The sequence below is a fragment of the Candidatus Berkiella aquae genome (assembly GCF_001431295.2).
GTDB lineage: Bacteria > Pseudomonadota > Gammaproteobacteria > Berkiellales > Berkiellaceae > Berkiella > Berkiella aquae.
Genome location: NZ_LKAJ02000001.1, coordinates 1 through 26,240 on the forward strand (window position 1 = coordinate 1; position 26,240 = coordinate 26,240).

A 26,240-nucleotide genomic window follows, 5' to 3' on the forward strand; every position below is an offset into this window, starting at 1 on the left:
GTGAGTCAATCACTTTGGCAGCAATGTTTGCAGCGATTAAAAGAAGAAATTGCACAATCTGCATTCAATCAATGGATCAGCCCCCTGCAGGCAGAAGAATCAGGCACAGGGTTGACCTTGTGGGCGCCTAACCAATACGTCTTAGATGGCGTTACTCAGGATTATCTTGCCCGGATAGGCCAGATGTTGACAGAGCTCAATAGAGGCCAACAGCTGCGCGTTATGATAGGTATCGGTGAGCGTATGGTCGAACCTGTGGTTGAAGAGACAACACCAGCCAGCACGCAGCGACAGCCAACCAGTGCTCCCAAAGTCTCGCATCAATGTAACTTAAACACGAATTTTGTCTTTGATAACTTCGTTGTTGGAAAATCTAACCAACTAGCTGAGGCTGCAGCAAAGCAAGTCGCTGAAAATCCAGGTGGTGCTTATAATCCCTTATTCTTATATGGCGGAGTAGGGTTAGGCAAAACACACCTAATGCATGCCATTGGTAATGCGATCACTGCCAATCGCAAAGGCGCTAATGTTATTTATCTACATTCTGAGCGTTTTGTGGCAGATATGGTTAAAGCCTTACAAAGTAATGCGATTAATGAATTTAAGCGTTTTTATCGTTCTGTTGATGCATTATTAATTGACGATATTCAATTTTTTGCGGGCAAAGAGCGATCACAAGAAGAATTCTTCCATACCTTTAATGCGCTCTTAGAAGGGCAACAACAAATTATTTTAACATCGGATAGATATCCTAAAGAAATCAACGGGATTGAAGAACGCTTACAATCTCGTTTTGGCTCTGGCTTAACCGTTGCGATTGAACCACCCGAACTTGAGACACGCGTTGCCATTTTAATGAGCAAAGCAGAGCATAGTGGTATGGTGTTGCCACATGAAGTCGCCTTTTTTATTGCTAAACGAATTCGCTCCAACGTGCGTGAATTAGAGGGCGCTTTAAAACGTATTGTGGCGAATGCCCAATTTACAGGTAGTGCGATAACCTTAGAGTTTGTACAAGAAGCACTAAAAGATGTATTAGCGCTGCAAGATAAATTAGTTTCCATTGATAATATCTTACGAACCGTCGCAGAATATTACAAAATCAAAGTGGCGGATTTACTTTCTAAACGAAGAAATCGTTCCGTTGCAAGACCTCGTCAAGTTGCAATGTCGCTTTGTAAAGAATTAACAAATCACAGTTTGCCTGAAATTGGCGATGCTTTTGGTGGTCGAGATCATACAACGGTTTTACATGCATGTCGTACAATTAAGAAAATGCGTGAAACAGATGCTGATATTGGCGAAGATTTTTCTAATTTGATGCGTATTTTATCAACTTAACATTATGCAATTTACTATCTCGCGAGAAGCGTTGTTAAAGCCATTATTACGCGTAGCAGGGGCTGTCGAAAAGCGACAAACTCTGCCTATTTTAGCGAATATTCTGGTTTCTGTAAAAAACCAGTTGTTATCGTTAACGGGCACTGATCTAGAAATTGAGATGATTGCTCGTATTCCATTGACGCAAGGATCAATGGGGGGCACAACAACGATCCCTGGAAAAAAATTGATAGATATTTGTAAAGCATTACCCGATTCTGCGCAGATTTCTTTTGAATTGACCGACAATAAAGTCGCTGTTCGCGCGAATCGTAGTCGCTTTGTTTTAGCCTGCATGCCAGGTGAAAATTTTCCCCGAGTAGAAGAGATGCCGGGGGATATAGAGCTATCCGTAGGGCAAGCAGTTATTCGTCAGTTACTTGACTTGTCAAGCTTCGCAATGGCACACCAAGACGTGCGTTATTATTTAAATGGTGTTTATTTAATTTTTTCCAACGATGAAATACGCGCGGTTGCAACCGATGGCCACCGCTTGGCAACCATGGCATTACCGATAAAAGCCCCGCATTTATCAGAAAATTTGGCGGTTATTGTTCCACGAAAAGCAATTTTGGAAATGCAGCGGTTATTCCAAGAGGGTGAAGAAGAAATTGGCTTGGTAATTGGGAAAAACCATTTACGCGCAGTCATGATGCATTCGAGTTTTATTACGAAGCTGATAGAAGGAAAATTCCCAGATTATCGTCGAGTGATGCCAACCAATCCAACAGGATATCAAGTGGTTGTTGCCCGCGAACCGTTAAGACAAGCATTATTGCGCGTTTCCGCGCTATTTTCTGATAAATTTCGTGGTGTGGGGCTACAATTCTCATCGCAGCTACTGAGAATCGTAGCTGTGACTGCAGATAAAGACGAAGTAGAAGATGAAGTCGAAATTCCTTATGACGGCCCCAGCATGGAAATTGGCGTTAATGCGAGCTATATCATCGAATTCCTCAGTATTATTAAAACAGAGCAAGTGAAAGTAACCTTTTCAGATCCTAGCCAAGTGGTATTATTTGAAACGCAAGAACAAGGTGTCGATCGGGTTGGGTTACAGTATGTTGTAATGCCAATGCGCCTATAGCGCTTTACTCAATACTCGCATTAGTGCTCAGAAAGGCTCTTGGCTGGAGTGGAAAGTACAGGAGTATAAATGAAATTAAATCGTCTCCATATCCATTCTGTACGTAATCTACAAGAAATTATTCTTCATCTACATCCACAATTTAATGTTTTTACCGGACATAATGGCAGTGGCAAAACTAGTGTTTTAGAAGCAATTCACTTGTTGGGGGTGGGGCGATCGTTTCGAGCACGGCAGATCCATTCAATAATTACTTACCAGCAAGCGAGGCTCGCTTGTTTTGGCGAGATTATGGATCTTGCTGGGAGTAAATTTTCAGTAGGAATTGAAAAATTTCGTCAAGGTGAAGTGATTTGCAAGGTGCGGGGGGAAATTTGTACGCGAATGTCAGAGTTTGCAACTGTCTTGCCCTTACAGCTCATTACCCCAGAAGCTTTTAAAGTGCTTCATGCAGGCTCTGAAGAACGTCGTAAGCTCCTAGACTGGGGGGTGTTCCACGTGGAACCTCGATTTGGCCAGACATGCCAGCGCTATTTACGCCTCTTAAAGCAACGTAATGCAGCCCTTAAGCAGGCTGTTCCGTCACAACTGGCGGCATGGGACCATGATTTGGCGCAAGTAGGGGAGCAATTGGCTCAGTATCGACAGCAATACTTACTTGAGCTGATGCCTTTCCTGCTAGCCATGCAAGAGAAACTATTGCCGAGTTGTCTACCCATCCAGACCCAGTATGTTGCTGGTTGGGACACGCATTTATCCCTGGCAGACGCTCTAGCAAAGGCTTTAAGCCAAGATAGGCGCTATGGCTATACCAGTGTTGGTCCACATCGCGCTGATATCTTAATGACGTTGGAAGGGTTCCCTGTAGGGCAGGTATTATCTCGTGGGCAGCAGAAGCTATGGATTACGGCGCTTTATCTTGCTCAAGCGGAGCATTTGGCGGCTTGTCATGGAAAGCGTTGCCTCTATTTACTCGATGATTTGACCTCAGAGCTTGATGTGGCCAATCAACAGCGTCTTTTACAGCTCTTAGATGCGCAAGGACACCAGGTCTTTTTGACCGGGGTAACCGCAAAGGACTGGCAAGAAGTTATACCGCCTGAGCGCCGCAAAATGTTCCACGTGGAACAAGGAACCCTTTGCTCTCTCGAAGACGCCATCCCTGCCTGAGTTCCCAAGAAAGGACATAAAGAACCTCATCGGCAACTGTCTAAGTAAATGCAGGCTAGGTGCCCTCCAAAGTCACCCAACCCTTGATGGAATGAGCGCCTACAGCTGTAAAACAGATCGTCGTGTGTATAGGTGTCGAGAGTAATACAGGCGATTTGCCCAAGCGCAAGGCGCTTTAAGCGCATCTGGATATAGCCTGGTAAATCAAATAGCCAATGTTGTGGCTTCAAGGTCGGGAGGAAGAAGATTTGATTGTTAGGATCGCTCTCTAGGAACTGTTGAATGAAAGGTTCACTGACTTCATAGCTTGCTTGGGCAATACCTGGGCCAATAACGGCCGTCATGTGCGCCGCACGGGCTCCAAGAGACAACATTTGTTGCAAGGTTGCCTCTACAATCCCGCCCAATGCACTGCGCCAGCCAGCATGGGCTAATCCAATGACTCGGGCGTTCGGATCGGCCAATAAAATAGTAGGGCAATCCGCGCTATCGGCGCCCAGTACAACCTGAGGATGATTGGTAATGATAGCATCTGCTTGTGGCATAGCCTGCCCAGGCTTTTCAATAATCACAGCCAGGTTGGCATGTTGGGCATCGTAACTTGCTAGCGTTGAATGTTGGAGCCCAAGATGAGCAAGCGCACGTTTTTGATTCTCAATAACATGCTTTGGATCATCCCCTGATGCGAGATTGCAATTTAAGCCTTGATAGATACCGGTGCTTACGCCTCCTTGACGCGTGAAGAATGCATGGCCAATACCTTCAAACTGTTTTAAGAGCGGGTTTTGAATCGTTTTGAGCATAGACTGCTCCCTTTTTCATGGATAGTCCACTAGTAAGTTTGTCAGATATCTCTATATATCGAGCTGTGACGACTAATCATCAAAAATATCAGAAAAATGAAGAGCTAAACGGCTGAATATGGTAAAATAAATGCACATTTCAGGGTACCCCTTTGAGCCCTTTTTTAAAGAAATAGGGCCCTCTTAATGAACGCAAAGAAGATGGGGATGTTTCACGTGAAACAATTTACATATGCGATTGTTTCATCGCTAATGGAGTAACGCATGACTTCAGAGATGACCTATGATTCATCAAGTATTAAAGTTCTAAAAGGATTAGACGCGGTTAGAAAGCGTCCAGGGATGTATATCGGTGATACCGATGATGGTACCGGTTTACACCATATGGTGTTTGAGGTGGTTGATAACTCGGTTGACGAGGCATTGGCTGGCCACTGCTCTTTGATTCAAGTCACTATCCATCCTGATGAGTCTATTTCTGTTAAAGATAATGGCAGAGGTATCCCTGTCGACATCCATCCTGAAGAAGGGGTGTCTGCTGCTGAAGTGATTATGACCGTCCTTCATGCTGGCGGTAAATTTGATGATAACTCCTATAAAGTCTCTGGTGGCTTGCATGGTGTAGGGGTTTCCGTGGTGAATGCGCTATCCGCAGAACTACGTTTGGCGATTCGTCGCGAGGGTAAATTACATACCCAATCTTATAGCCACGGTGAGCCCACAGAGCCTTTAAAAGTGGTTGGTGAGTCAGAAACCACCGGAACCGAGATTTGGTTTAAGCCCAGCGCAGAAACCTTTAACAACATTGAATTCCATTACGACATTCTGGCAAGACGTTTGCGAGAGCTTTCATTCTTAAATTCTGGCGTTAAAATTCAACTCAAAGATGAACGCACTGGCAAAAAAGATGAATTTTGTTATGAGGGTGGTATTAAAGCCTTTGTTGAGTTTTTAAATACCAACAAGACCGCTATTCATCCTAATATTTTTTCTTTTATTAAAGAGAAGGACAATATTACCGTTGAAGTGGCGCTTCAATGGAATGATACCTATTCTGAGAATATCTTCTGCTTTACCAATAATATTCCGCAGCGGGATGGTGGTACCCATTTATCGGGTTTCAGAGGTGCCATGACTCGAACGCTCAACCAATATTTAGAGCAAGAAGGGATCTTAAAGAAAGATAAAGTATCGACCACGGGCGATGATGCTAGAGAAGGCTTAACGGCGGTATTGTCCGTTAAAGTGCCGGATCCAAAATTCTCGTCACAAACCAAAGATAAATTGGTTTCATCTGAAGTGAAATCGGTTGTTGAATCAACACTCAGTGATGCCTTTAACACGTTCTTAATGGAAAATCCGGCTCAAGCTAAAGCCATTGTGAATAAGATGATCGAGGCAGCAAGAGCGCGAGAAGCTGCACGTAAAGCGCGTGATATGACAAGACGCAAGGGTGCTTTAGATATTGCCGGGTTACCTGGAAAATTAGCAGATTGCCAAGAACGTGATCCTGCTTTATCAGAATTATATTTAGTAGAGGGTGATTCTGCGGGAGGCTCTGCAAAACAAGGACGCGATCGTCGCTCTCAAGCTATTTTGCCACTTAAAGGTAAAATCCTTAACGTTGAAAAAGCACGTTATGACAAAATGCTTTCTTCACAAGAGGTGGGCACACTGATTATTGCATTAGGTTGTGGTATTGGGCGAGAAGATTACAATCCTGATAAATTACGTTATCACCATATTATTATCATGACTGACGCTGACGTCGATGGTTCGCACATCCGTACACTGTTATTAACCTTTTTCTATCGACAAATGCCAGAATTGATTGAAAGAGGCTATATCTATATTGCTCAGCCACCGTTATATCGAGTGAAACGCGGTAAACAAGAAAGCTATGTTAAAGATGATGAAGCATTACAACAGTATTTAACGCAAATTGCGCTGGAAGATGCTCGGTTATTCATGAATCCTCATGCGCCATCCATTTCGGGTGTTGCGTTGGAGCAGCTGGTGATGCGTTTTAATAAGACACAAACGTTGATTGCTCGACTTTCACAGCGCTATCCATCCGTTATTTTACAAGCCATGATGCGCACTTCTGTTTTATCCAGCACGGCTGTAAAAGATGAAGCTTCTTTGAAAGAATGGCTTGCAGAGCTTGAAAAGAATATGGTCCTTGAGAAGCAAAATGGGCAGTCATACCAATTTAGCATCGAGAAAGAAAATGAATTGCATGGATTTATTCCAACCATTCATGTTTCACTTCATGGTGTAGAAAATATTTATCGTGTATATCCAGAATTTTTCCAAGCCAATGAATATCAGTTTTTAATGCAAGCCGGTGCAGAATTCCAAAACCTGCTAGAGCCTGGTGCTTATGTGATGCGTGGCGATAAGCAGTTTGCTTCGGAAGATTTTAAAGCGATTTTAGAATGGTTGATGCAAGAAGCTAAAAAGGGACAGCAAATTCAACGCTATAAAGGGTTGGGAGAAATGAACGCTGATCAATTATGGTCAACCACCATGGATCCAACAACTCGACGTTTGCTACAAGTTCGGGTAGAAGATGCTATTTCGGCGGATCAGATCTTTACGACGCTAATGGGCGATCAGGTTGAGCCGCGGCGTGATTTTATCGAAGCGAATGCGTTGCATGTCGAAAATTTGGACGTATAGTTTATAGAACGTTCCTTTTTGGCCTATTTTGAACAAAAAATGGGTCAAAAAGGGGCAAGAACGTTCTTTTTTTGTTCAAAATAAGCCAACGATAAATACCATTTATTATTTGTCATTTAACTGGCAAGCTTGTCATCGTGGTTTCAATCCATTCTCTGGCTTTATCATGGATCTCATCCGCGGTTAAATTATCAGCTTTTATTTCTGGCCCAATCACGACATGAATGATGCCGGGTTTCTTCACAAAGGCTTTTCTTGGCCATAAAACGCCCGCATTATGGGCAATAGGTACCACCGAAAAGCCGGTTTCTTTTGCCAATACGGCTCCGCTTCTTGAATAGCGCCCGGATTTTCCGACGGCTATACGTGAGCCTTCTGGGAAGATAACCACCCAACGACCTTGTTGTAGGCGTGTTTTGCCCTGTTCTAATAGCTGCTTAATCGAGCTCGATTTTTCTCTATCAATCGCAATGGGTTCGATCAAGCGCAATGCCCAACCGAAGAAAGGGATCGTTAAAAGCTGTTTTTTAAGTACCCAGGTTTGTTGTCCCAAAATGGTTTGCAGAAAAAGGGTTTCCCAAGTCGATTGATGCTTACAAAGAACAACCGCATTTTTATGGGGAAGATTCTCAAGTCCTGTGATTTCATATTGAATACCACAAACTATTTTTGCCCACCAAATAATAAAATGAGACCAAGAGGTGATAACACGATAACGTATTGCATAGGGGCAAAAAAACAAGAGCATTCCAATTGTTGCAAGGATAATCGCGCTGAGAATCTGTCCTACAGCAAACAAGAGTGATCTCAAAAACAAAATAATACGCGCTCCTTAAATCATGAATTTTTCAATGTTTTAGCGAAAGCTAATAAATTATCAAAGTGAGCAAAATCAAAAGCTGAATCGACTGATAATGCTTTGTGGCCATTACCGGTTAACACTAAAATCGGAACAGCGCCAGCACGATTAGCAGCGTCTAGATCACGATAAGAATCACCAACATAGGGAACGGTTGTTAGTGAGATCTGATAGTGTGCTGCTATTTGCTGTAATAAGCCCGGTTTGGGTTTGCGGCAATCGCAATGATCATTGGGTCCGTGTGGGCAATAGAAAATGCTATCAATATGACCACCCACGGTTTTCGCGCTTAAGCGCATTTTATCGTGAATAGCGTTCAGGGTAGTTTCATCATAGAAACCGCGTGCTAACCCAGATTGGTTGGTCGCAACCGCAACGGTATAACCGAACTGATTTAATAGCGCGATGGCTTCTAAACTGCCAGGGATAGGATGCCATTCATCAACCGATTTAATGTAATCGGGGGAATCTTCATTGATAACCCCATCCCTGTCTAAAATGATTAATTTCATAAGGCCAATTTTGAAATATCAGCAATCTGCATAAATAGGGCTGATAAATGACCTAACAAGCGTATACGATTATTACGCAAATCGTCATCTTCACACATGACCATGACTTGCGTGAAGAAATTATCAACCACTTGTTGCAAATTAGCGAGTTCAACTAGTGCTTCTTGATATTGACCTTCAGAAATCAGGGGAGCAGTTTGTCCTTTTAAAGCTTCTATTGCAAGGAACAGATCTTTTTCTGCGGGTTCGGCCAGTAAATCTTGATTGATTGGCGGAAGCTGTTGCAGATTAAAAAGAATGTTGGATTTTTGCAGAATATTTCGCACCCGTTTGTTAGCGCTGGCCAGATGTTCTGCTTGGGGTAATGTTTGAAAATGGCTAATTGCCAGAATGCGTTGACTACAATCATAGGGCTCGGTTAAGCGATTTGCCATGACCGCTTCAATGGTTTGTGGGCTGATACCTTGTTCTTGATACCACGCTTTAAACCGTTCGAAGCAAAAATTAAGTACTTGTTGTACGACTTCTTCATCGAAGAGCCCGCCATAGCCATGGCGCGCAATTTGGCAGAGCTCCTCAAGATCTAAAGGCAGCTTTTTCTCAATTAAAATGCGCAAAATAGCTAATGCTTGACGACGTAATCCAAAAGGATCTTTATCACCACTGGGTAATTGCCCAATGCCGAAAATACCAATCAACGTATCAAGCCTGTCAGCGAGAGCAACACAGATCCCAGTGGGGGACTCAGGAAGCGAATCCTTTGCAAAACGGGGTAAATAGCTTTCTTGAATAGCGGTGCAAACTTCAATGGGTTCGCCATCATTGCGAGCATAATAATTGCCCATAATGCCTTGTAATTCAGGAAATTCAAAAACCATTTCGGTCAGTAAATCGGCCTTGCATAATTTTCCTGCCGTTTCACATAATCTAGGGGATGCATCGATTAATTTGGCAATATGTCCTGCTAATTTAGAAATACGCTGTGATTTATCATACAAAGTACCTAGTTTTTTCTGGAAAATCATATTTTTTAGACCTTCCAGGCGTGAATTGAGCGGATGCTTTCTGTCTTGATCGTAGAAGAATTTCGCATCTGCAAGTCTTGCTTGCATCACGCGCTCATTGCCTATCCTGATATTATCAGGGGGAATCGCTTCAGTATTACTTACCAAGACAAAGGTATTTAATAATTTTCCAGAAGGATTTTTGATGGCAAAACATTTTTGATGATTTTGCATAGAAGAAATCAGCGCTTCTTGTGGCACTTCTAAAAATGCTTTATTAAACTCTGCAGATAAAGTAACAGGCCATTCGACTAAGCCGTTCACTTCATCTAGCAACTCAGGTTCAATCACCGTATTACCACCGTGATTTTTTCCGAGAAATTCAATCGTGTTTTTAATGATTTGCTTTCGTTCTTCAAAATCAGCAATGACTTTTGCGTCGCGTAGAATGGGTAAATACTCATCAGCATTGTTAATTAAAATCGCTTGCGGCGCATGCACGCGATGCCCGTGCGTATGTTGGGTTGCGTTGATACCCATGACTTTTATTGGCAAACCATTTGAGCCGTGAACGATAGTTAACCAATGAATGGGGCGTAAAAATTCTAAGGTATTATCTCCCCAGCGCATCCGTTTTTTAGCAGGGATTTCATTAATCGCTTTTTCGATAATGGCTGGCAAAATATGTTCTAAAGGCATACCGCCTTCTTGTTGTTCAAATACCAACCAAGAACCTTGTGGTGATTCCAAGACTTTTAATTGTTCGATAGACACTTTACAGCTTTTGGCAAAGCCTAAAGCGGCAGGTGTTGGATTACCACTTGCATCATAAGCATTGGCAATCGCAGGCCCGCGTTTTTGCACAAGGCGTTGTGGCTGGGTTGCAGGAACATCCTGTAAACGTGCCGAAATTCGCCGTGGCGTCACAAAATGTTCAACCTTACTATAGGTGATACCTGCATCTGTTAATCCTTGCGCTAACACTTTAGAAAAAGTGCCTGATAATTTGCTTAAGTGATGTGGTGGGAGTTCTTCCGTTCCAATTTCAATTAAGAGTGTTGCTAACCCAGTATTAGGCATAAGAGTTCTCTTCTTTTTGTTTTGCTAAAGGGAATCCGAGCTTTTCTCGGGCGGCATAATAAGCAGCAGCGACATCACGCGCGAGTGTTCTAACGCGCAAAATATAGCGCTGTCTTTCTGTCACCGCGATGGCGCTTCTGGCATCGAGAAGATTAAAGGTATGTGAGGCTTTTAAAACCATTTCGTAAGCCGGTAATGGTAAATTGGCAGCAATTAATTTTTGGCATTCTTTTTCATAGTCATCAAAATGGGTGAAGAGCATCTCGGTATTGGCTAATTCGAAATTGTATTCTGACATTTCGACTTCATTTTGATGAAAGACATCACCATAGGTGACATCGCCTAAAGGGGTTTTTGCCCACAACAAATCAAACATACTATTTTTGTTTTGAATATGCATGGCCAAGCGTTCAAGGCCATAAGCTAATTCACCCATCACCGGTTTGCATTCTAAACCGCCCACTTGTTGGAAATAGGTAAATTGAATGGTTTCCATGCCGTTAAGCCAAACTTCCCAGCCTAAGCCCCAGGCTCCCAGCGTGGGTGATTCCCAGTTATCTTCAACAAAACGAATATCATTTTCTTTAGGATCGATACCAATTGCCTGCAGTGACTCGACGCATAATGCTTGAATTTCAAGCGGCGAGGGTTTTAATACCACCTGATATTGATGAAATAATTGGGTGCGATTGGGGTTATCGCCATAGCGGCCATCGGTTGGACGCCGACTAGGTTGCACATGGGCGGCAAACCATGGCTCAGGACCAATTGCGCGCAAGAAGGTACCTGGATGAAAGGTGCCTGCGCCCACTTCCATGTCTAATGGTTGTAGGATAACGCAACCTTGTTTGGCCCAAAATCGATGCAGGGTTTGAATTATTTCAGCAAATGTATAGGGTCGTTGAATTTCTGTCATTCAGAGTAACCTTGGCAGAGAATAAACTGGAAAATGCCAAATAGTATACACCGGCTCTTAAGCTGTGGGTATTGAATATAAGTAATATGTTAACTAAATAACACTTTATTAAATATCGAATATTCACTCGCTGACAAAGAAGTATCAAGAAGACTACCCAGACCCTTGCTAACGGCGCCAGAAAGTCGGTGATAGCAGGACGAGGATTGTAAAGATCTCAAGACGTCCTGCTAGCATCGCAAAACTCAAGATCCATTTTGCAGGGGAGCTTAAGGTTGAAAAATCGCTCGCAACACGGCCAAGCCCGGGGCCTGAATTAGAAATAGTGACCAATAAGGCGGAATAGGCGGTAAAAAAATCTTGTTCAACCATTAATAGTAAAAGCAATAAAACAATAAATATCACAAAATAAATAGCGAAGAATCCCCAAATGGCTTCAATAACGCGGGATGAAATCGCTTTTTCACCTAATTTAATAACATATTGCCCATGGGGATGAACTAAGCGTTTAATTTCTCGCGTCCCTTGTTTTTGTAACAGCAATACCCGAATGATTTTTACGCCACCGGTGGTTGAACCGGCACAGCCCCCTATTACGCCACAAAATAGGAGCAACAAACCGACAAATAAGGGCCATAAAGAAAAATCGGTGGATAGGAAACCGGTGGTGGTTGAAAGCGAGACGGCTTGAAAAAGGGCATCGAATAGCAAATCAGGGGATTTATTATTATCAGCGGCAATGACTAAAAACACCCACACTAAAATGGTGGCACTTAAAATGATTTTAGCAAATAATCTAAATTCAGGATCATTAAAATAAATCCGCAATTTTTGATTTTTTAGCATTAAGTAATGTAAATTAAAACTAATCGCACCTAATATCATAAAAATGATAGCCACACATTCAATGGCTTCACTTTGATAGAATCCAAGACTTTGATCGTGGGTTGAAAAACCACCGGTTGAAACGGTGCTAAAGCTATGAACAATCGCATCAAAACAAGGCATGCCCGCTAGCCAATAACAAAGTGCACAGGTGATGGTCATGCCAACATAAAGCAACCAAATGGCTTTAGCCGATTGAGTAATTCGTGGCGTTAATTTGTCATCTTTAACAGGGCCTGTAATTTCCGTGCGAAAAAGCTGCATCCCACCAATGCCTAAAGCAGGTAAAATAGCCACCGCTAAAATAACAATACTAATACCGCCTAAAAACTGTAATTGCTGTCGATAATATAAAATAGAATGCGGTAAATGATCTAAATGATGAAAAATAGTTGAACCGGTTGTGGTAAAGCCCGAAACCGATTCAAAAAAGGCGTCAGTAAACGATAAATCAGGATCGATATTCCAATAAAGGGGCAAGGCGCCAACAAAGCTTGCGGTTAACCAAAAAAGAAGCACAATCAAAAAGCCATCGTGGGTTCGTAAAGGTTGAGCGCGGTTGCGAACAGGGAACCACAGCAAGAATCCCAATCCAAAAGTCACCGCAAACGATAAATGGAAAGTCAGGGTATAACCATCTTGATACCAGAGTTCAACAAAGAGTGGCGGAACGAAGGTAAGGCTCAACATCATGAGCAAAAGACCTAAAATTCTAAAATTTGCTACCGCCATAAAATGTGGTGCGCCTCTTTATTAGATAAATGTAATGCCCACTTGGAATAGGCGTTCAACATGTTGAATGCGACTTTTGTCTATGACGAATAAGATGACGTGATCTTCTGGGGCAATTTCACAATCGTCATGTGCAATGATCACCTGATCTTCTCTGACAATGGCACCAATGGTTGTGCCTTTGGGTAAATGGATATCACGAATTTTGCGACCAATGACTTGTGAAGTCTGTTTATCACCATGCGCAACCGCTTCAATGGCTTCTGCTGCTCCCCTTCGTAAGGAGTGGACATTGACTACATCGCCTCGTCTGACATGGGTTAATAGACTGCCAATGGTTGCTTGCTGGGGAGAGATAGCAATATCAATATCACCGCCTTCAATCACATCCACATAGGCTGAACGATTAACAAGCGCCATCACTTTGTGAGCGCCTAATCGTTTAGCCAGAATCGCCGACATAATATTGGCTTCATCTTGATTGGTGACCGCACAAAAAACATCGGTTTCTTGAATGTTTTCATCAAGTAATAATTCACGATCGGCGGCATCGCCTAATAAGACAACCGCTTTATTGAGTTCTGCGGCGAGTCGTTGAGTGCGAGGTACCGATTTTTCAATAATCTTAACATTAAATTGATGTTCCAATGCTTCAGCAAGTTTGGCGCCAATATTGCCGCCGCCCGCGATAATCACCCGTTTATAAGGTTGATCGAGCTGACGAAGCTCGCTCATGACGGCATCGATATGTAATGGCGTTGCTAAGAAAAAGACTTCATCATCAGGCTCGATAATCGTGTCATCGCTTGGAATAATGGCTTTATTGCGGCGAAAGATAGCAACCACTTTTGTATCAATTTGTGGCATATGCTTTTTCATGTCACCTAAGGCATGCCCAACTAAGGTGCCACCATAAAAGGCGCGTACTGCCGCCATTTGCACACGTCCTTGTGCAAAATTGACGACTTGTAAAGCATCAGGATGTTCAATCAATCGCTTAATATGCTGCATCACCAAATGTTCAGGGCTTATTAACATATCCACCGCTAATGCGCCGCTGCCAAATAATTCTTCATAAGCGACATATTGTGTCGCTCTGACGCGCGCTATTTTTGTTGGGGTTCTGAACAGACTATAAGCAACTTGGCAAGCAACCATATTCGCTTCATCGGAATTGGTAACCGCAATCAATAAATCAGCATCTTCGGCGCCGGCATTTAAGAGCACATTGGGATAGGAAGCTGGTCCGCAAACCGTGCGGATATCAAGACGTTCTTGCAAATCATTCAGGCGATCGGGATTAATATCGACGATAGTCACGTCGTTTTCGAGACTTAAGTGCTCTGCTAATGTGCCGCCGACTTGGCCGGCACCCAATATAATAATTTTCATTGGTATTCACTTTGTTTAGGCGCACTTTATGAGTCTAGCGTAGTAGAAGCCATCCATGCCATCTTGACCTGGTAATATTTGACGTCCTGCTGCTTGCGTGATGCCCCAGCTGGCTTCAATAGGCAATACCGCTGCATCCTGTTGCGTAGCAAGAAACTGGGAAATCTGCTCCTCATTTTCTGCTGCAAGGGTTGAACAAGTTGCATATAACAGTATGCCACCGGGTTTAAGCAATGGCCATAATTGCGACAGTAAATCAGCTTGTAGTTTTGTTAGCTGCTTAAGATCGGATTCTTGTCGGTGCAATTTGATATCAGGATGGCGCCGAATCACACCGGTTGCAGAGCAAGGCGCATCGAGCAGAATGCGATCAAATAATTGCTGATCCCACCAATCGTTCGGGGAGCTCGCATCGGCACAGAGAACGGTTGCGGGCAGTGCCAGACGTTCTAAGGTACTTTTTAACAAATGAACACGAGGCGCTTCTTTTTCAAGCGCAACAACCTCAAGAGAAGGTTCAAGCTCCAGCATGTGGGCCGTTTTTCCGCCGGGCGCGGCGCAAGCATCCAAAACACGAAGTTTAGGAGTAAGTTCTAATAGTGTTGCAGCCAGCTGTGCGCTACCGTCTTGCACGCTAACCAAGCCCTCTAGAAAACCCGGTAACCGTTGGATGGGCACATCTTCGGCTATCTCAATGCCCATTGCGGCGTGCTCTAAGATGTTCGCTGGAATATTTTCTTTATTTAACAGGGCAAGATAATCTTCCCGATTCATTTTGCGTTGATTGACTCGCAACACAAAGGGAGGATGTTGCTGGTTTGCTTCTAGCAACGTTTGCCAATATTGAGGCCATTGATGTTGCCAGCGCTTCTCAAGCCATGCTGGATGTGATGCGCTCTTGTCCAAGCAATGTTTGACTTTAGCATCCAGGCGCAAGGCATTGCGTAATACGCCATTAATAAGCCCTTTAGCAAATGGCGCAATCCGTTTACAAGCCTCTACGGTGGCATGAATCGAAGCATGATGAGGAATGTCAGTATAAAATAACTGATATAAACCTATCATTAACAGCAATTGTAAATCTTTGTCTTTCTCTTTGAGAGGTTTGTCGAGTAACAGGTTTAAAGCACTTTGCAATACAAAATAGAACCGCAAAACCCCAAAGCATAAATGAACGGTAAAAGCTTGGTTGCGAGCATCTAATGAAGGATAACGCTTTGATACTAATTGAGGATTAAAAGAGCGTCCATGGCGAGCCACGTCAATCAGAATTTCATAGGCTAACGCACGACAATTCACAGTTTGTCCCATATTAAATTCCCATCTGCTTTGACAAAGTAAATAAGGCTGCATGCCCTTTTAAGATTTCACTCATCGGCAAAGCTTTTTTTCCGGGTAACTGGGCGTGTGTGATTAATAGGGCTTGTTCCGCTGTGCTCACGATAATCCCTTGTGGTGTTTGTTCAATGATCGTGCCAGCAGGAAAACGATTGACATCGCGTTTGACTACTTGGGCCTTGAAGATCCGTAATATTTGCCCATGAATGAGCGTATACGCAACTGGCCAAGGAAAATAAGCGCGCACTTGCCGCTCAATTTGCTGTGCACTTTGTTGCCAATCAATCAATGCGGCTGATTTCGCTATTTTGGGTGCATGCGTTACTTGGGCTTCATTTTGTTGTTCTCCAGGAGAATCGACCACTTCTTCTAAAGCATGAAACAACATTTTTGCCCCTAAAACAGCGAGCTTGTCATGGAGTGATTCGCTAGTATCATCATGGGCAATAGGGATGATGCCATTGGCAAGTGAATTGCCAGTATCTAAACCTTTATCCATTCGCATTAAGGTAATGCCGGTTTCTTTATCGCCTGCAAGAATGGCTTGCTGAATGGGAGAGGCGCCTCGCCAGCGTGGTAGTAATGAAGCATGGACATTGATGCAGCCAAAACGAGGTAGCGCTAAAACCGCTTCCGGTAATAAAAGACCATAAGCAGCAACGACCATCACATCGGGTTGATAGCTTGTCAAGGTTGCTAAGGCTTCTGGTGTTTTTAAAGAAGTCGGTTGTTCTATCGGTAATTGATGAGATAGTGCAAGTGTTTTAACGGGACTCATTTGCAATTGTTGTCCACGACCCGCTGGCTTATCGGGCTGGGTATAGACAGCAACAATCTCATGCCCTGTAGTTAATAAGGCCTCTAATTGTATTTCTGCAAACGTGGGTGTTCCGGCGAAAATGATTCTCATGAGGTTGCTTTTTGCACCTTTTCTAATTTTTTAAGCAAGAGTGCGCGTTTGAGCTTGGAAAGTCTATCAATATTTAAAACGCCGTTAAGATGATCAAGTTCATGTTGAATGCAGTGGGCTGCAATGCCATCAACGCTGATAGTGTGGCTTTGTCCTTTGACATCTTGATAACGCACGGTAATTTTTGCCGCACGCTCTATTTTGGCATACACCCCCGGTAAGGAAAGACAGCCTTCTTCCCGAGCAATGGCTCCCTCACTTTCTAGAATTTCGGGATTGATAAAACATTGTGGCTGATTAGCCTCTTTAGAAATGTCCATCACAAATAAGCGTAACGATAAACCGACTTGAGGCGCAGCAAGCCCACAACCATCGCCTGCATACATGGTCTCTATCATTTGTTTTGTCGTCGTTTCCAGCTTGTCATCGAAAACGGTAATGACAGGGGTAACTTCTCGCAGCACCTTATGGGGATAATGATAAATTTTTAATGTCATAAAGAGAAACTTCCTAGAGTTTTCGTCGAATTTTATATAAATGTTAGTTTTGTAGCAAATTTTATTTTTTGTGATAAAAGTCGTGCTCTTGATAAATATTTAGCTATTGTAAATACAAGGACCGATAAAGTAGCGAAGGAGTGAGCTTATGACAAGGTGCACCATGCTATTAAGAATGGCATTGGCTGTCGTATTATCTGCGGGGGTAACTTTTGCTTTTGCCGTAGAAATCGGGCATCAAGTCTCAGAGCATGAAACCACTTCCATGCCTGAAATTTCACACAGTCGCTCCTGGATTCATGAGCGAGCCCCACAAATGTATATCGTGCAAGATGGCGACACGTTATGGGAAATTGCCTGCAAATTTCTGAACGATCCCGGAAGATGGGAGCAACTTTGGCGATCTAACCCTGAAATTCGAGATCCTGACCGCATCTATCCTGGAGATATTATCAGTCTTGTTTATGAAAATGGCGAGCCTTGCTTACGACTGGAGCGGGGATACAGAAATCAGCATGCCACAGCGACGCGTGATGCCCGCACTGGAACCATCAAGCTTCGTCCTCGAATGCAGGTGCTACCAGTTGATAAGCCTATACCAACGATAGCCCTTAGCGTTATTAGCCCTTTCTTTAACCATTCTCGGGTGATTACGCCTTGTGAATCGGGTAAGTGTCCACAAATCGTTGCCTTGGATGACGATCATATCGTCGTAGGTGAGAGAGACAGGGTCTATGTGAGCAATTTATGTCCTGAAGATGAGAACAAGGTCTTTACCGTCGTTCGTCCTGGCAAAGATTATTTAGAACCATGCTGTAAGGAAAAGCGGATTGGCATCGAAGGGATGGTGGTGGGTAAAGCCAAGATTGAAAAGCTCAGCGAGCCTTCCAGTATGATTTTAAGTGAGAGTTATGCTGAAGTGAAAGTGGGCGATCGTATTATTGAAACCCTTTATGAACCCGTTGAGCCCTATTTCATGCCCCGATTTCCCAACAATCAAGCATTAGGACAAATTGTCTCGGTCTTTGGTGGGATCACGCAAATTGGTCAATATCAGGTGATTGTAATTACCGGTGGGTGTGATCTGGAACGAGAAGTGGGCGATGTATTAACTATTTTCCAAACTCAAAAAGATTTACCGCCGCGTTTAATTGAAGCATTAAATCGTAAATTATGTTTCCCGCCACTGAATATTGGGCAATGTGTGGTTTTTAGGGTGTTTGATAAAGTAAGTTACGCACTTGTCATGAAGGCGACTCGACCAATTTATTTGCTTGATGACGTCGCTAGGTCATAGAATGCCGCTTTTCGCAGCATGAATGAAGTGGATGTCGTTGAGCGAATTAAATACATATCAGCAAGAGCTTCCTTATTGGCTGGTGCTAAATCGGATGCTGGGATTTGGCCCAAGGCGATTTGCTCAGTTATGCCAAGAAGAGAAAGTATTATCGAATTGCTTTTCACAGGGATCTCCAACACAATCCTTTCGCCATTGGTGTGAAGCGCATGGCATTCATAAGTTAATCCTCGATTGGCAAGGGGTTAACCAAGATCTCGCTTGGCAAAGTCAGCATGCGAGAATCATGACATGGGAGCACAGTGAATATCCGGCGCAGTTGAAAAATATTCATGCTTGTCCGCCTGTCTTGTTTGTAAAGGGGAATGTAGAGGCCCTCAAAGCGCCGCAAGTCGCGATGGTTGGCAGCCGCCATGCCTCACCTCAAGGCAAAGAGAATGCTAAGCATTTTGCAAGTGCTTTGGTGGCCCAGGGATTAGTCGTTACAAGTGGATTGGCGCTTGGCATTGATGCTGCAAGCCATGAAGGTGCATTATTAGGCGGAGGACAAACCATTGCCGTATTGGGTAATAGTCTTGATAGGATCTATCCGCGTTCTCACCATGCTTTGGCAGAACGTATACAAATGCAGGGGGCATTGGTTTCAGAATTTCCCTTAGGTACTGCGCCAAAGCCGGCACACTTTCCAAGGCGCAATCGAATCATCAGTGGTTTATCGTTGGGGGTGCTAGTAATTGAGTCTACTATCAAAAGTGGTTCTTTGATAACAGCGAACTATGCTTTAGAACAGGGAAGGGAAATTTTTGCATTGCCAGGCTCTATTCATAGCCCGATGGCCAAAGGTTGCCATCATTTGATACGGCAAGGGGCAAAATGTGTGGAAAGCGTCGAACATATTTTGGAAGAGCTGGTATTACAGCAAAGAATCTCCGCTAAAAACGTTAGTAAATTAACTGACAATGATGAGGAGCAAGGAGGACTCTTAGCCCATATCTTCGATGAATGTATCTCGATTGATGATATTGTGTCGAAAACAGGATTGACCGCGCAAGAGGTTTCCTCGATGCTATTAGAATTAGAGCTCCGGGGAAAGGTTCGCGCCGTACCCGGCGGTTATATCCGAGTTGCAACGGGAGACTAACCATGAAAGCAAATGTCATTGAAGTATTGATGTTTTTATTTGATAACTACCTAAGTGTTAGTGAAGACACCTTGCTAGATGAGAAGTCATTGACCTGTGAATTAGAAGAGGCGGGTTTTGATCCCCAAGAAATAAGTCTTGCTTTTGACTGGCTAGGAGAGTTAGCTGAAATAGAAAGGCTTGCTGCAACATTGGTGCAAGTACCCGGAAATTCTATCCGTGTCTATGCATACGAAGAACAGGTTAAGCTTGACATAGCTTGCCGGGGCTACTTACATAGTTTAGAAGCAATGGGCTTGCTAGATGCAACTGTTCGAGAAATCATTATTGATAGAGCAATGGCGATTGAAGCCGATAATTTAAGCTTACAGCAATTCAAGCGCATTATTGGTCTTGTGATGCTTAATAAAGCGCCACAAGAAGAAATGTTGCCTTGGATAGAAGAACTCATGAACGATGAAAAAGCAGATAGCATTATTCATTAATGCTTTTTCGAAATAAACAAAGAGGTTAATGCTAACATGGTAAATCGTTTGGTCGTGGTTGAGTCTCCCGCCAAAGCCAAAACTATTAAAAAGTATTTGGGCAAAGGTTATCAAGTCTTGGCGTCTTATGGCCATGTCCGTGATCTATTGCCTAAAGAAGGTGCGGTTGACCCTGCAAGCGACTTTGCGATGAAGTATGTAGTGATTGAAAAAAATGCGAATCAGGTTAAAACCATTGCAGAATCACTCAAAAAAGTAGATGAATTATTACTCGCAACCGACCCTGATCGCGAAGGCGAAGCGATTGCTTATCATCTTTGTGAACTGATGCGAGAGAAAGGGTTATTAAAAGAAAAACCTGTGCATCGAGTGGTGTTTCATGAAATTACCAAAACAGCTATTTTAGAAGCGATTAATCATGCGCGAGATCTTTCCATGGATTTGGTTAACGCGCAGCAAGCAAGAAGAGCATTAGATTATTTAGTGGGGTTTAATCTCTCACCGCTATTATGGCGGAAAGTGCGCCCTGGCTTATCAGCAGGCCGAGTGCAAAGTCCCGCATTGCGCATGATAGTTGAACGTGAACTTGAAATTGAGAAATTCCAAGCAAGAGAATATTGGACTATCGAAGCGGATGTCACTAAAGATGAACAACCCTTTACTGCAAAATTAGTAGAATTCTCGGAAGAGAAGCTCAAACAATTTTCAGTGACTGATGGCGATATGGCAAACCAGATCATTGCTGACTTGAAAAAAGCTGGCAAAGGTAAGCTGATTGTTAAAAATATTGAGAAGAAGAAACGCAAAAGAAATCCTTCTGCACCGTTTACGACTTCAACGCTACAACAGGAAGCTTCTCGAAAATTAGGATTTGGTGCCGCGCGTACCATGCGTATTGCACAGCAGCTCTATGAAGGTATTGATATTGGTGAAGGGGCGCAGGGGTTAATCACCTATATGCGTACCGACTCGGTGAATTTGGCGAGTGTTGCGGTTGAAGAAATTCGCGAAGTGATTGCAGCGCGTTATGGCAAGGATACCTTACCTAGCGAAGCACATGTTTATAAGACGAAAGCAAAAAATGCACAAGAAGCGCATGAAGCCATTCGGCCTACCTCAGCAGCGCTTCACCCAGATGATATTAAACATGCGTTAAGCCCAGACCAATACAAATTGTATAACTTGGTATGGAAACGAACCATTGCTTGTCAAATGATTCCTGCCACGATTGATACAGTTGCCGTTGATTTTACCTGTGGTGAACACCATATTTTCCGTGCAAATGGTTCTATTATTGCTATCCCTGGCTTTTTGCAAGTTTATGAAGAAGGGATTGATGACGCCAAAAAAGAAGACGGTAAAATGTTACCGCTATTAAAAGAGGGCGATATCTTGCCCATCCTTAATATTCGAGGAGAGCAGCATTTTACGGAGCCACCACCACGCTATTCTGAAGCAACCTTAGTTAAAACCATGGAAGAGTATGGTATTGGTCGTCCTTCTACTTATGCGACCATTATTAGCACCTTGCAACAGCGTGAGTATGCCGTCTTAGAGAACAAACGATTTCATCCAACCGATGTGGGGCGTGTTGTTAATCGGTTTTTAACTACCTATTTTCAACAGTATGTAGACTATGGGTTTACCGCACAGCTTGAAAATGAGCTCGATGAAATTTCACTCGGTGAAAAAGAATGGCGCCCAGTGTTGCGAGAATTTTGGCAACCGTTTATCGATTTGGTTAAAGAAACACAAGAAAATGTGCAACGAAAAGATGTAACGCAAGAGCCTATTGATGAAAAATGTCCGCAATGTGGCTCTGCTTTATCGATTCGTTTAGGTCGGCGCGGACGTTTTATTGGTTGCACGAGTTATCCAGAATGTGATTACACGCGTAGCTTAGAAGATGGCACAAGCCAGGATGCCAAACCTGAAATAGTTGAAGGGCGTTTATGCCCAACCTGTGAATCTCCTTTACAGATTAAAAAGGGCAAATACGGTAAATTTATAGGATGTAGTAGTTATCCTGATTGTAAATTTATCGAACCACTTGAAAAACCTGAAGATACAGGAGTAGAGTGTCCTTCTTGTAAGGAAGGTAATATTTTAAAGCGTAAATCGCGGCAAGGAAAAATATTTTATTCTTGCGCGCGTTATCCAGATTGCAAATATGCTTTATGGTATCAACCGTTAAATGAGCCATGCCCGTTATGTGAATGGCCTATTACCGCGGTGAAAATAACAAAGAAAAATGGTACAGAGCGAGTTTGTCCTCAGCAAAGTTGTAAGTTCTCTGAGCCATATGACGAGACACCACCTACATAGTGATTATTGAGTTGTAAAAGAATGGGGTTTGTATCTCCTAATGAATGGTGAAGTAAAAAACTATCTACTCGCATTGCAACAGCAACTGTGTGATGAATTACAGCGCTATGAGCAGAAGGTTCACATTATAACCGATGAATGGCAGCGCCCTGCTGGAGGCGGCGGCATAACACGAGTACTACGACATGGCGATGTTTTTGATAGTGCGGGTGTCAATTTTTCACATGTCAGTGGTGAGAATCTCCCATCTTCAGCAACAAATCACCGACCTGACTTAGCGGGGCGACGCTTCGAGGCAATGGGTATTTCATCGGTGATTCATCCTGTGAATCCTTATGTACCGACTTGTCATATGAATGTGCGTTTTTTTAGCGCCTTTAAAGACAATGAAGAACCTATTTGGTGGTTTGGTGGTGGCTTTGATTTAACCCCCTATTATCCCTTTCATGAAGATGTTTTGTTTTGGCATCAGATAGCAAAGAAAGCCTGCCAAGATTTTGGTGATGCAGTTTATCCACATTATAAGGACTGGGCTGACCGATATTTTTATTTGCCTCATCGTCAAGAGACACGCGGTGTGGGTGGATTATTTTTTGATGATCTGAATCAACAGACTTGGGGTTGGGATTTTGCAAAGTGCTTTGCTTTTATGCAATCGGTTGGTTCTCATTTTTGGCAAGCGTATGGGCCTTTATTGGCAAAACGCTACCAAATGCCCTATGGTCAGCGTGAACAAGATTTTCAACGATATCGTCGTGGTCGCTATGTTGAATTTAATTTAGTGTATGATCGAGGCACCTTATTTGGTTTGCAATCAGGTGGCCGCACAGAATCGATATTAATGTCCTTGCCACCTCGGGTATCATTTGAATATCAATGGCAGCCAAAACCCGGCAGCCAAGAAGCCCTGTTATATGAGCATTATTTAAAAGCACAGAACTGGCTTGCCTAATTAATTATTTTTTCTCCGCTTGGGTGCTTTTTGAGGTTCTTGTGCGGCAACCGTTACCCCCAATGCAGATTTCATCTTATCAATTTCTTTACTCAGATCGTTGACCGCTTTTTCTAAACGAGATTCGCCTAATTTACGCTTACCTCCTTTGTGTTCTTTATCTAGATCAGATTTTACATTTGCGATAGCTTGATCAATTTTAGTAAAAGCGGCATCGGGATCGGTCATCACTAAAGTGCGCGCTTCCTTTATTGCATCATCAAGTGCTTTAAGCTGCCCGCCACGTTTTTTATTCTGAAACATCTTATAACTAGCGAAGCCAAATTTTTTATTTGTATCGGCTTTTTTAAAGCGAGATTTGATATCTATATCACTGAGAATATTTTTCACAATCTTTAATGCTGTTTGATCGTTTTTAAGTGAAGAGGTAGGTGAATTGGGTTTTGGTTGTCCGCCATCAGATTGAGGTGGTTTTGGTACATCAGGTGGCGTTACGGTTTGAGAAGGTTGGGTGCTTGGTGTATCAACTCTCTTAGGTTGAGGTAGATCAGATGCTAATTTTACTTGAGGATTCATTTGTTGTAATTGTTGCACGATAGCGTCTTGTAACGCACTTGACAACTCCTGTCTATTGGCTTCAATTTGCACCGAATCAACAAAACGTTGAAATAGCTTAATATTATTCACATCCAGGGTAAAGCCGGGACTTATCTCTTGCAAATCAGCTTCGAATTGCTCGCGTTGTGTTTGAATAAAAGCAGTTGCTTCACCTTGCACAGCGGCAACTGCTTGCTCTCTCTCTTCTTTCGCTTGCTTTCTTTCTAATTCACGAGCTTCTCGTTGTAATCTTGCTTGTTCTGCTATGAAATCAGTTCGTTGTTGCACAAGCGCATCGTAACTCGGGGCGTTTCCTTTACGTTCGACATCCTTTGATAAAACTGTAAAATGATCAGAAGGAGCATGAGCAGATTTTCGTACTAAATGACCCTCTGCGATATCTGCAATATCTTCATAGGTTAAATTAGTTTGATTCAGTAATTGATTAATACGGTTAGTAACGGCTTCTCGGTTAACACCGCCTTCAGGTGTTTGTAACTCACCCTTCGCTGTTGCGAAAAATTGTTGTAGCTTTTGCATTTGTGTATCGGTCAGATAATTAAGCTCGATAGTGCGTTTACGATTTAAATAGTCTTTTCCAGAAAACGTAATACCACGTTTTTTATTAAGCTCAACATCTCGTAAATTTTCATTACGTTGCAATAATTTATCGTAATTGGGTTTTCGACTATTATCTCGTACTAAACCGTCTTCATTAAAATACTGTTGGGCAGTGTAGGGGGCAAAAGTATTTTCTTTTCTTCTTAATTTACCTTCGGCGATATCCATTAATACATCAAAATTCACAAGAGGATTAACACCTAGGACGCCATTAATTTCTTTAGTGAGTGCAATGATGCTGTCATTATCACTAATGGAAAATTCATTACGAGTATGTGAGAAAAAGCGTGCTAAGCGTGATAATTGATTGGCATCTAATGAACGAAGGTCAATTTGTCTTTGTCCTTTATCTCCAATGATCATACCTTTGGGATCAAATTCACCGGTTAGTTTAGGTTTTTGATTACCTGCCTCAGCACGTTTGCGTTCTTCAGAGTTAACTTTAGCCCAAGTGGAAGGTACTGTAAAAAGCGCAATAATTTCATTAGCCTTTTTCGCTTTTTCTTGATTGTTTGCTAAAGTTTGTTCACCTTTTTTTAAAGCTTCTTCATATTCCGCAAGTACCTCTGTCGTGTGACTTGGCTTAACTTCCTCGATCTTTATTTTCTTTTCTAATTTCGCAATATGTTTTTGATTTTCCGCTTTGGTATCAGGATCGGTATAACCTTGTTCATTTTTAAGTGCAGCTATTTCATCGCGTATTTTATTAATAGCAATTTGTTTTGCTTTTTCTGGGGCAGCGATTTGCATTTCAATTTGTTTGATTTTTTCTTCGCTTTCTCTGACTCTGCCTTTAAAATTAGCAATATTACCGCGCTGCTCATTGATTTTTTGTACCACCGCCGCTAATTGCTCATAGAGTGCTGATTTGTGTTCCGCTCCTGCTGTTTGGTATTGCTTATACAATTTTTCATATTCTTTGGTTAACGCGGCACTTTCCTGTTTTACCTTTTCTTCAAGACTGACCAGTTTTTGATATTCCTTATCGTTTGTATCAGGCGGCGGTAAAGGCCTGGTACTCGATTTTGCTTTTGCGGTTGAAGAGGGCAGCTCTTTTTGTAACAAATCATGATAATCATTTAACCCCACCGCACTTCCTTTCCAGCGCTTCATGTTATCTTCAATTTTCTTGATAAGTGGCGCTGCTTTGGTTGGATCGGTTTCTGCGAGGGTAAATAACTCAATGAGTTTCGCTTTCAAGATGGCTTGTAATTCTGCAGCGAGTTTCTTTTGCATTTCTGCATCACTATCTGGGATCCCTTTTCCTGCATCACTTTCTCTGGCACCAATGCGTGCTAGAATATCGGTTTCATTAGGATAACGGCCTGCTTTTAATACCTTAAGATTAAGGCCGGCACCTGCATCAATCCATGCAATTCTCTCATCTTTGGTCATCTCAGCCAGTTTTTTAACAGGTTTCATAGCAGGAGGTGGTCCGCCAGGTCCACCGGGGCCGCCTTTAGGTGGTGGGGGAATGGGCCCTCCTTTGGGAGGAGGTGGGATATTATTTCCTGAACTCATGATTTAACTCCTAAAAGCATATACATTCGTCTGGATGCCAAGGTTGAGGATTCA

20 protein-coding genes are annotated in these 26,240 nt (G+C 42.8%); 9 read left to right on the plus strand and 11 right to left on the minus strand.

Annotated elements, in window-relative coordinates; genetic code table 11:
- The 3 genes from dnaA to recF form a co-directional block, all read left to right on the plus strand.
- The coding region (gene dnaA / locus HT99x_RS00005) for a chromosomal replication initiator protein DnaA (protein ID WP_375338918.1) at window positions 1-1,341 on the plus strand (1,341 nt) is incomplete at its 5' end.
- 4 nt (window positions 1,342-1,345) lie between these two features.
- Window positions 1,346-2,467, plus strand: coding sequence for a DNA polymerase III subunit beta (dnaN, locus tag HT99x_RS00010; protein WP_075065102.1), 1,122 nt, complete (start codon window positions 1,346-1,348; stop codon window positions 2,465-2,467).
- Window positions 2,468-2,536: 69 nt separating this feature from the next.
- A complete protein-coding gene (recF, locus tag HT99x_RS00015; protein ID WP_075065101.1) occupies window positions 2,537-3,637 on the plus strand; it encodes a DNA replication/repair protein RecF in 1,101 nt (366 codons plus the stop codon).
- Window positions 3,638-3,663: 26 nt separating this feature from the next.
- On the opposite strand, the gene pgeF is transcribed toward recF, so the two are convergent.
- Window positions 3,664-4,440, minus strand: coding sequence for a peptidoglycan editing factor PgeF (gene pgeF, locus HT99x_RS00020; protein WP_075065100.1), 777 nt, complete (start codon window positions 4,438-4,440; stop codon window positions 3,664-3,666).
- A 264-nt stretch (window positions 4,441-4,704) separates the two neighbouring features.
- Between pgeF and gyrB the strand changes: the two genes are divergently transcribed.
- The gene (gyrB, locus tag HT99x_RS00025) at window positions 4,705-7,122 is read left to right on the plus strand and encodes a DNA topoisomerase (ATP-hydrolyzing) subunit B (protein WP_075065099.1); all 2,418 of its coding nucleotides are present in this window, start codon (window positions 4,705-4,707) and stop codon (window positions 7,120-7,122) included.
- 112 nt (window positions 7,123-7,234) lie between these two features.
- Here the strand turns inward: gyrB and HT99x_RS00030 are convergent, their stop codons facing one another.
- The 9 genes from HT99x_RS00030 to def form a co-directional block, all read right to left on the minus strand.
- Window positions 7,235-7,870 (minus strand): lysophospholipid acyltransferase family protein, encoded by a 636-nt coding sequence (locus tag HT99x_RS00030; RefSeq protein WP_445971439.1) that lies wholly within the window; start codon window positions 7,868-7,870, stop codon window positions 7,235-7,237.
- 89 nt (window positions 7,871-7,959) lie between these two features.
- Window positions 7,960-8,493, minus strand: a complete 534-nt coding sequence (gene gmhB, locus HT99x_RS00035) for a D-glycero-beta-D-manno-heptose 1,7-bisphosphate 7-phosphatase (protein ID WP_075065097.1) — start codon at window positions 8,491-8,493, stop codon at window positions 7,960-7,962.
- On the minus strand, window positions 8,490-10,577 hold the full coding sequence (gene glyS, locus HT99x_RS00040) for a glycine--tRNA ligase subunit beta (RefSeq protein WP_075065096.1): 2,088 nt from the start codon (window positions 10,575-10,577) through the stop codon (window positions 8,490-8,492). Before glyS ends, gmhB begins: the two co-directional genes overlap by 4 nt.
- A complete protein-coding gene (gene glyQ, locus HT99x_RS00045; RefSeq protein ID WP_310886090.1) occupies window positions 10,570-11,493 on the minus strand; it encodes a glycine--tRNA ligase subunit alpha in 924 nt (307 codons plus the stop codon). Before glyQ ends, glyS begins: the two co-directional genes overlap by 8 nt.
- A gap of 168 nt (window positions 11,494-11,661) precedes the next feature.
- Window positions 11,662-13,071, minus strand: a complete 1,410-nt coding sequence (locus HT99x_RS00050) for a TrkH family potassium uptake protein (RefSeq protein ID WP_075065095.1) — start codon at window positions 13,069-13,071, stop codon at window positions 11,662-11,664.
- A gap of 60 nt (window positions 13,072-13,131) precedes the next feature.
- Window positions 13,132-14,502, minus strand: a complete 1,371-nt coding sequence (gene trkA / locus HT99x_RS00055) for a Trk system potassium transporter TrkA (RefSeq protein WP_075065094.1) — start codon at window positions 14,500-14,502, stop codon at window positions 13,132-13,134.
- Window positions 14,503-14,517: 15 nt separating this feature from the next.
- Window positions 14,518-15,813 carry a 16S rRNA (cytosine(967)-C(5))-methyltransferase RsmB gene (gene rsmB / locus HT99x_RS00060; RefSeq protein WP_075065093.1) on the minus strand — a complete coding sequence of 432 codons (1,296 nt, stop codon included), beginning with the start codon at window positions 15,811-15,813 and terminating at the stop codon, window positions 14,518-14,520.
- Window position 15,814: 1 nt separating this feature from the next.
- Entirely contained in the window at window positions 15,815-16,750 is a 936-nt protein-coding gene (gene fmt / locus HT99x_RS00065) for a methionyl-tRNA formyltransferase (protein ID WP_075065092.1), read from the minus strand.
- The gene (gene def / locus HT99x_RS00070; protein WP_075065091.1) at window positions 16,747-17,247 is read right to left on the minus strand and encodes a peptide deformylase; all 501 of its coding nucleotides are present in this window, start codon (window positions 17,245-17,247) and stop codon (window positions 16,747-16,749) included. Before def ends, fmt begins: the two co-directional genes overlap by 4 nt.
- Before the next feature lie 148 nt (window positions 17,248-17,395).
- On the opposite strand from def, the gene HT99x_RS00075 reads away from it, so the two are divergent.
- Genes HT99x_RS00075 through hemF form a run of 5 tightly spaced genes read left to right on the plus strand, consistent with a single transcriptional unit; the run spans window position 17,396 to window position 23,447 of the window.
- Window positions 17,396-18,544, plus strand: coding sequence for a LysM peptidoglycan-binding domain-containing protein (locus HT99x_RS00075; protein ID WP_075065090.1), 1,149 nt, complete (start codon window positions 17,396-17,398; stop codon window positions 18,542-18,544).
- Between the two features lie 22 nt (window positions 18,545-18,566).
- Window positions 18,567-19,685: a DNA-processing protein DprA gene (gene dprA / locus HT99x_RS00080; RefSeq protein WP_259564962.1), complete on the plus strand. Its 1,119-nt coding sequence runs from the start codon at window positions 18,567-18,569 to the stop codon at window positions 19,683-19,685.
- Between the two features lie 2 nt (window positions 19,686-19,687).
- The gene (locus HT99x_RS00085; RefSeq protein ID WP_075065088.1) at window positions 19,688-20,170 is read left to right on the plus strand and encodes a DUF494 family protein; all 483 of its coding nucleotides are present in this window, start codon (window positions 19,688-19,690) and stop codon (window positions 20,168-20,170) included.
- Between the two features lie 36 nt (window positions 20,171-20,206).
- The gene (topA, locus tag HT99x_RS00090; protein ID WP_075065087.1) at window positions 20,207-22,495 is read left to right on the plus strand and encodes a type I DNA topoisomerase; all 2,289 of its coding nucleotides are present in this window, start codon (window positions 20,207-20,209) and stop codon (window positions 22,493-22,495) included.
- A gap of 40 nt (window positions 22,496-22,535) precedes the next feature.
- Window positions 22,536-23,447, plus strand: coding sequence for an oxygen-dependent coproporphyrinogen oxidase (gene hemF / locus HT99x_RS00095; protein ID WP_075065086.1), 912 nt, complete (start codon window positions 22,536-22,538; stop codon window positions 23,445-23,447).
- Here the strand turns inward: hemF and HT99x_RS00100 are convergent, their stop codons facing one another.
- Window positions 23,448-26,186 (minus strand): hypothetical protein, encoded by a 2,739-nt coding sequence (locus tag HT99x_RS00100; protein WP_075067760.1) that lies wholly within the window; start codon window positions 26,184-26,186, stop codon window positions 23,448-23,450.
- Between the last annotated feature and the right edge of the window lie 54 nt (window positions 26,187-26,240).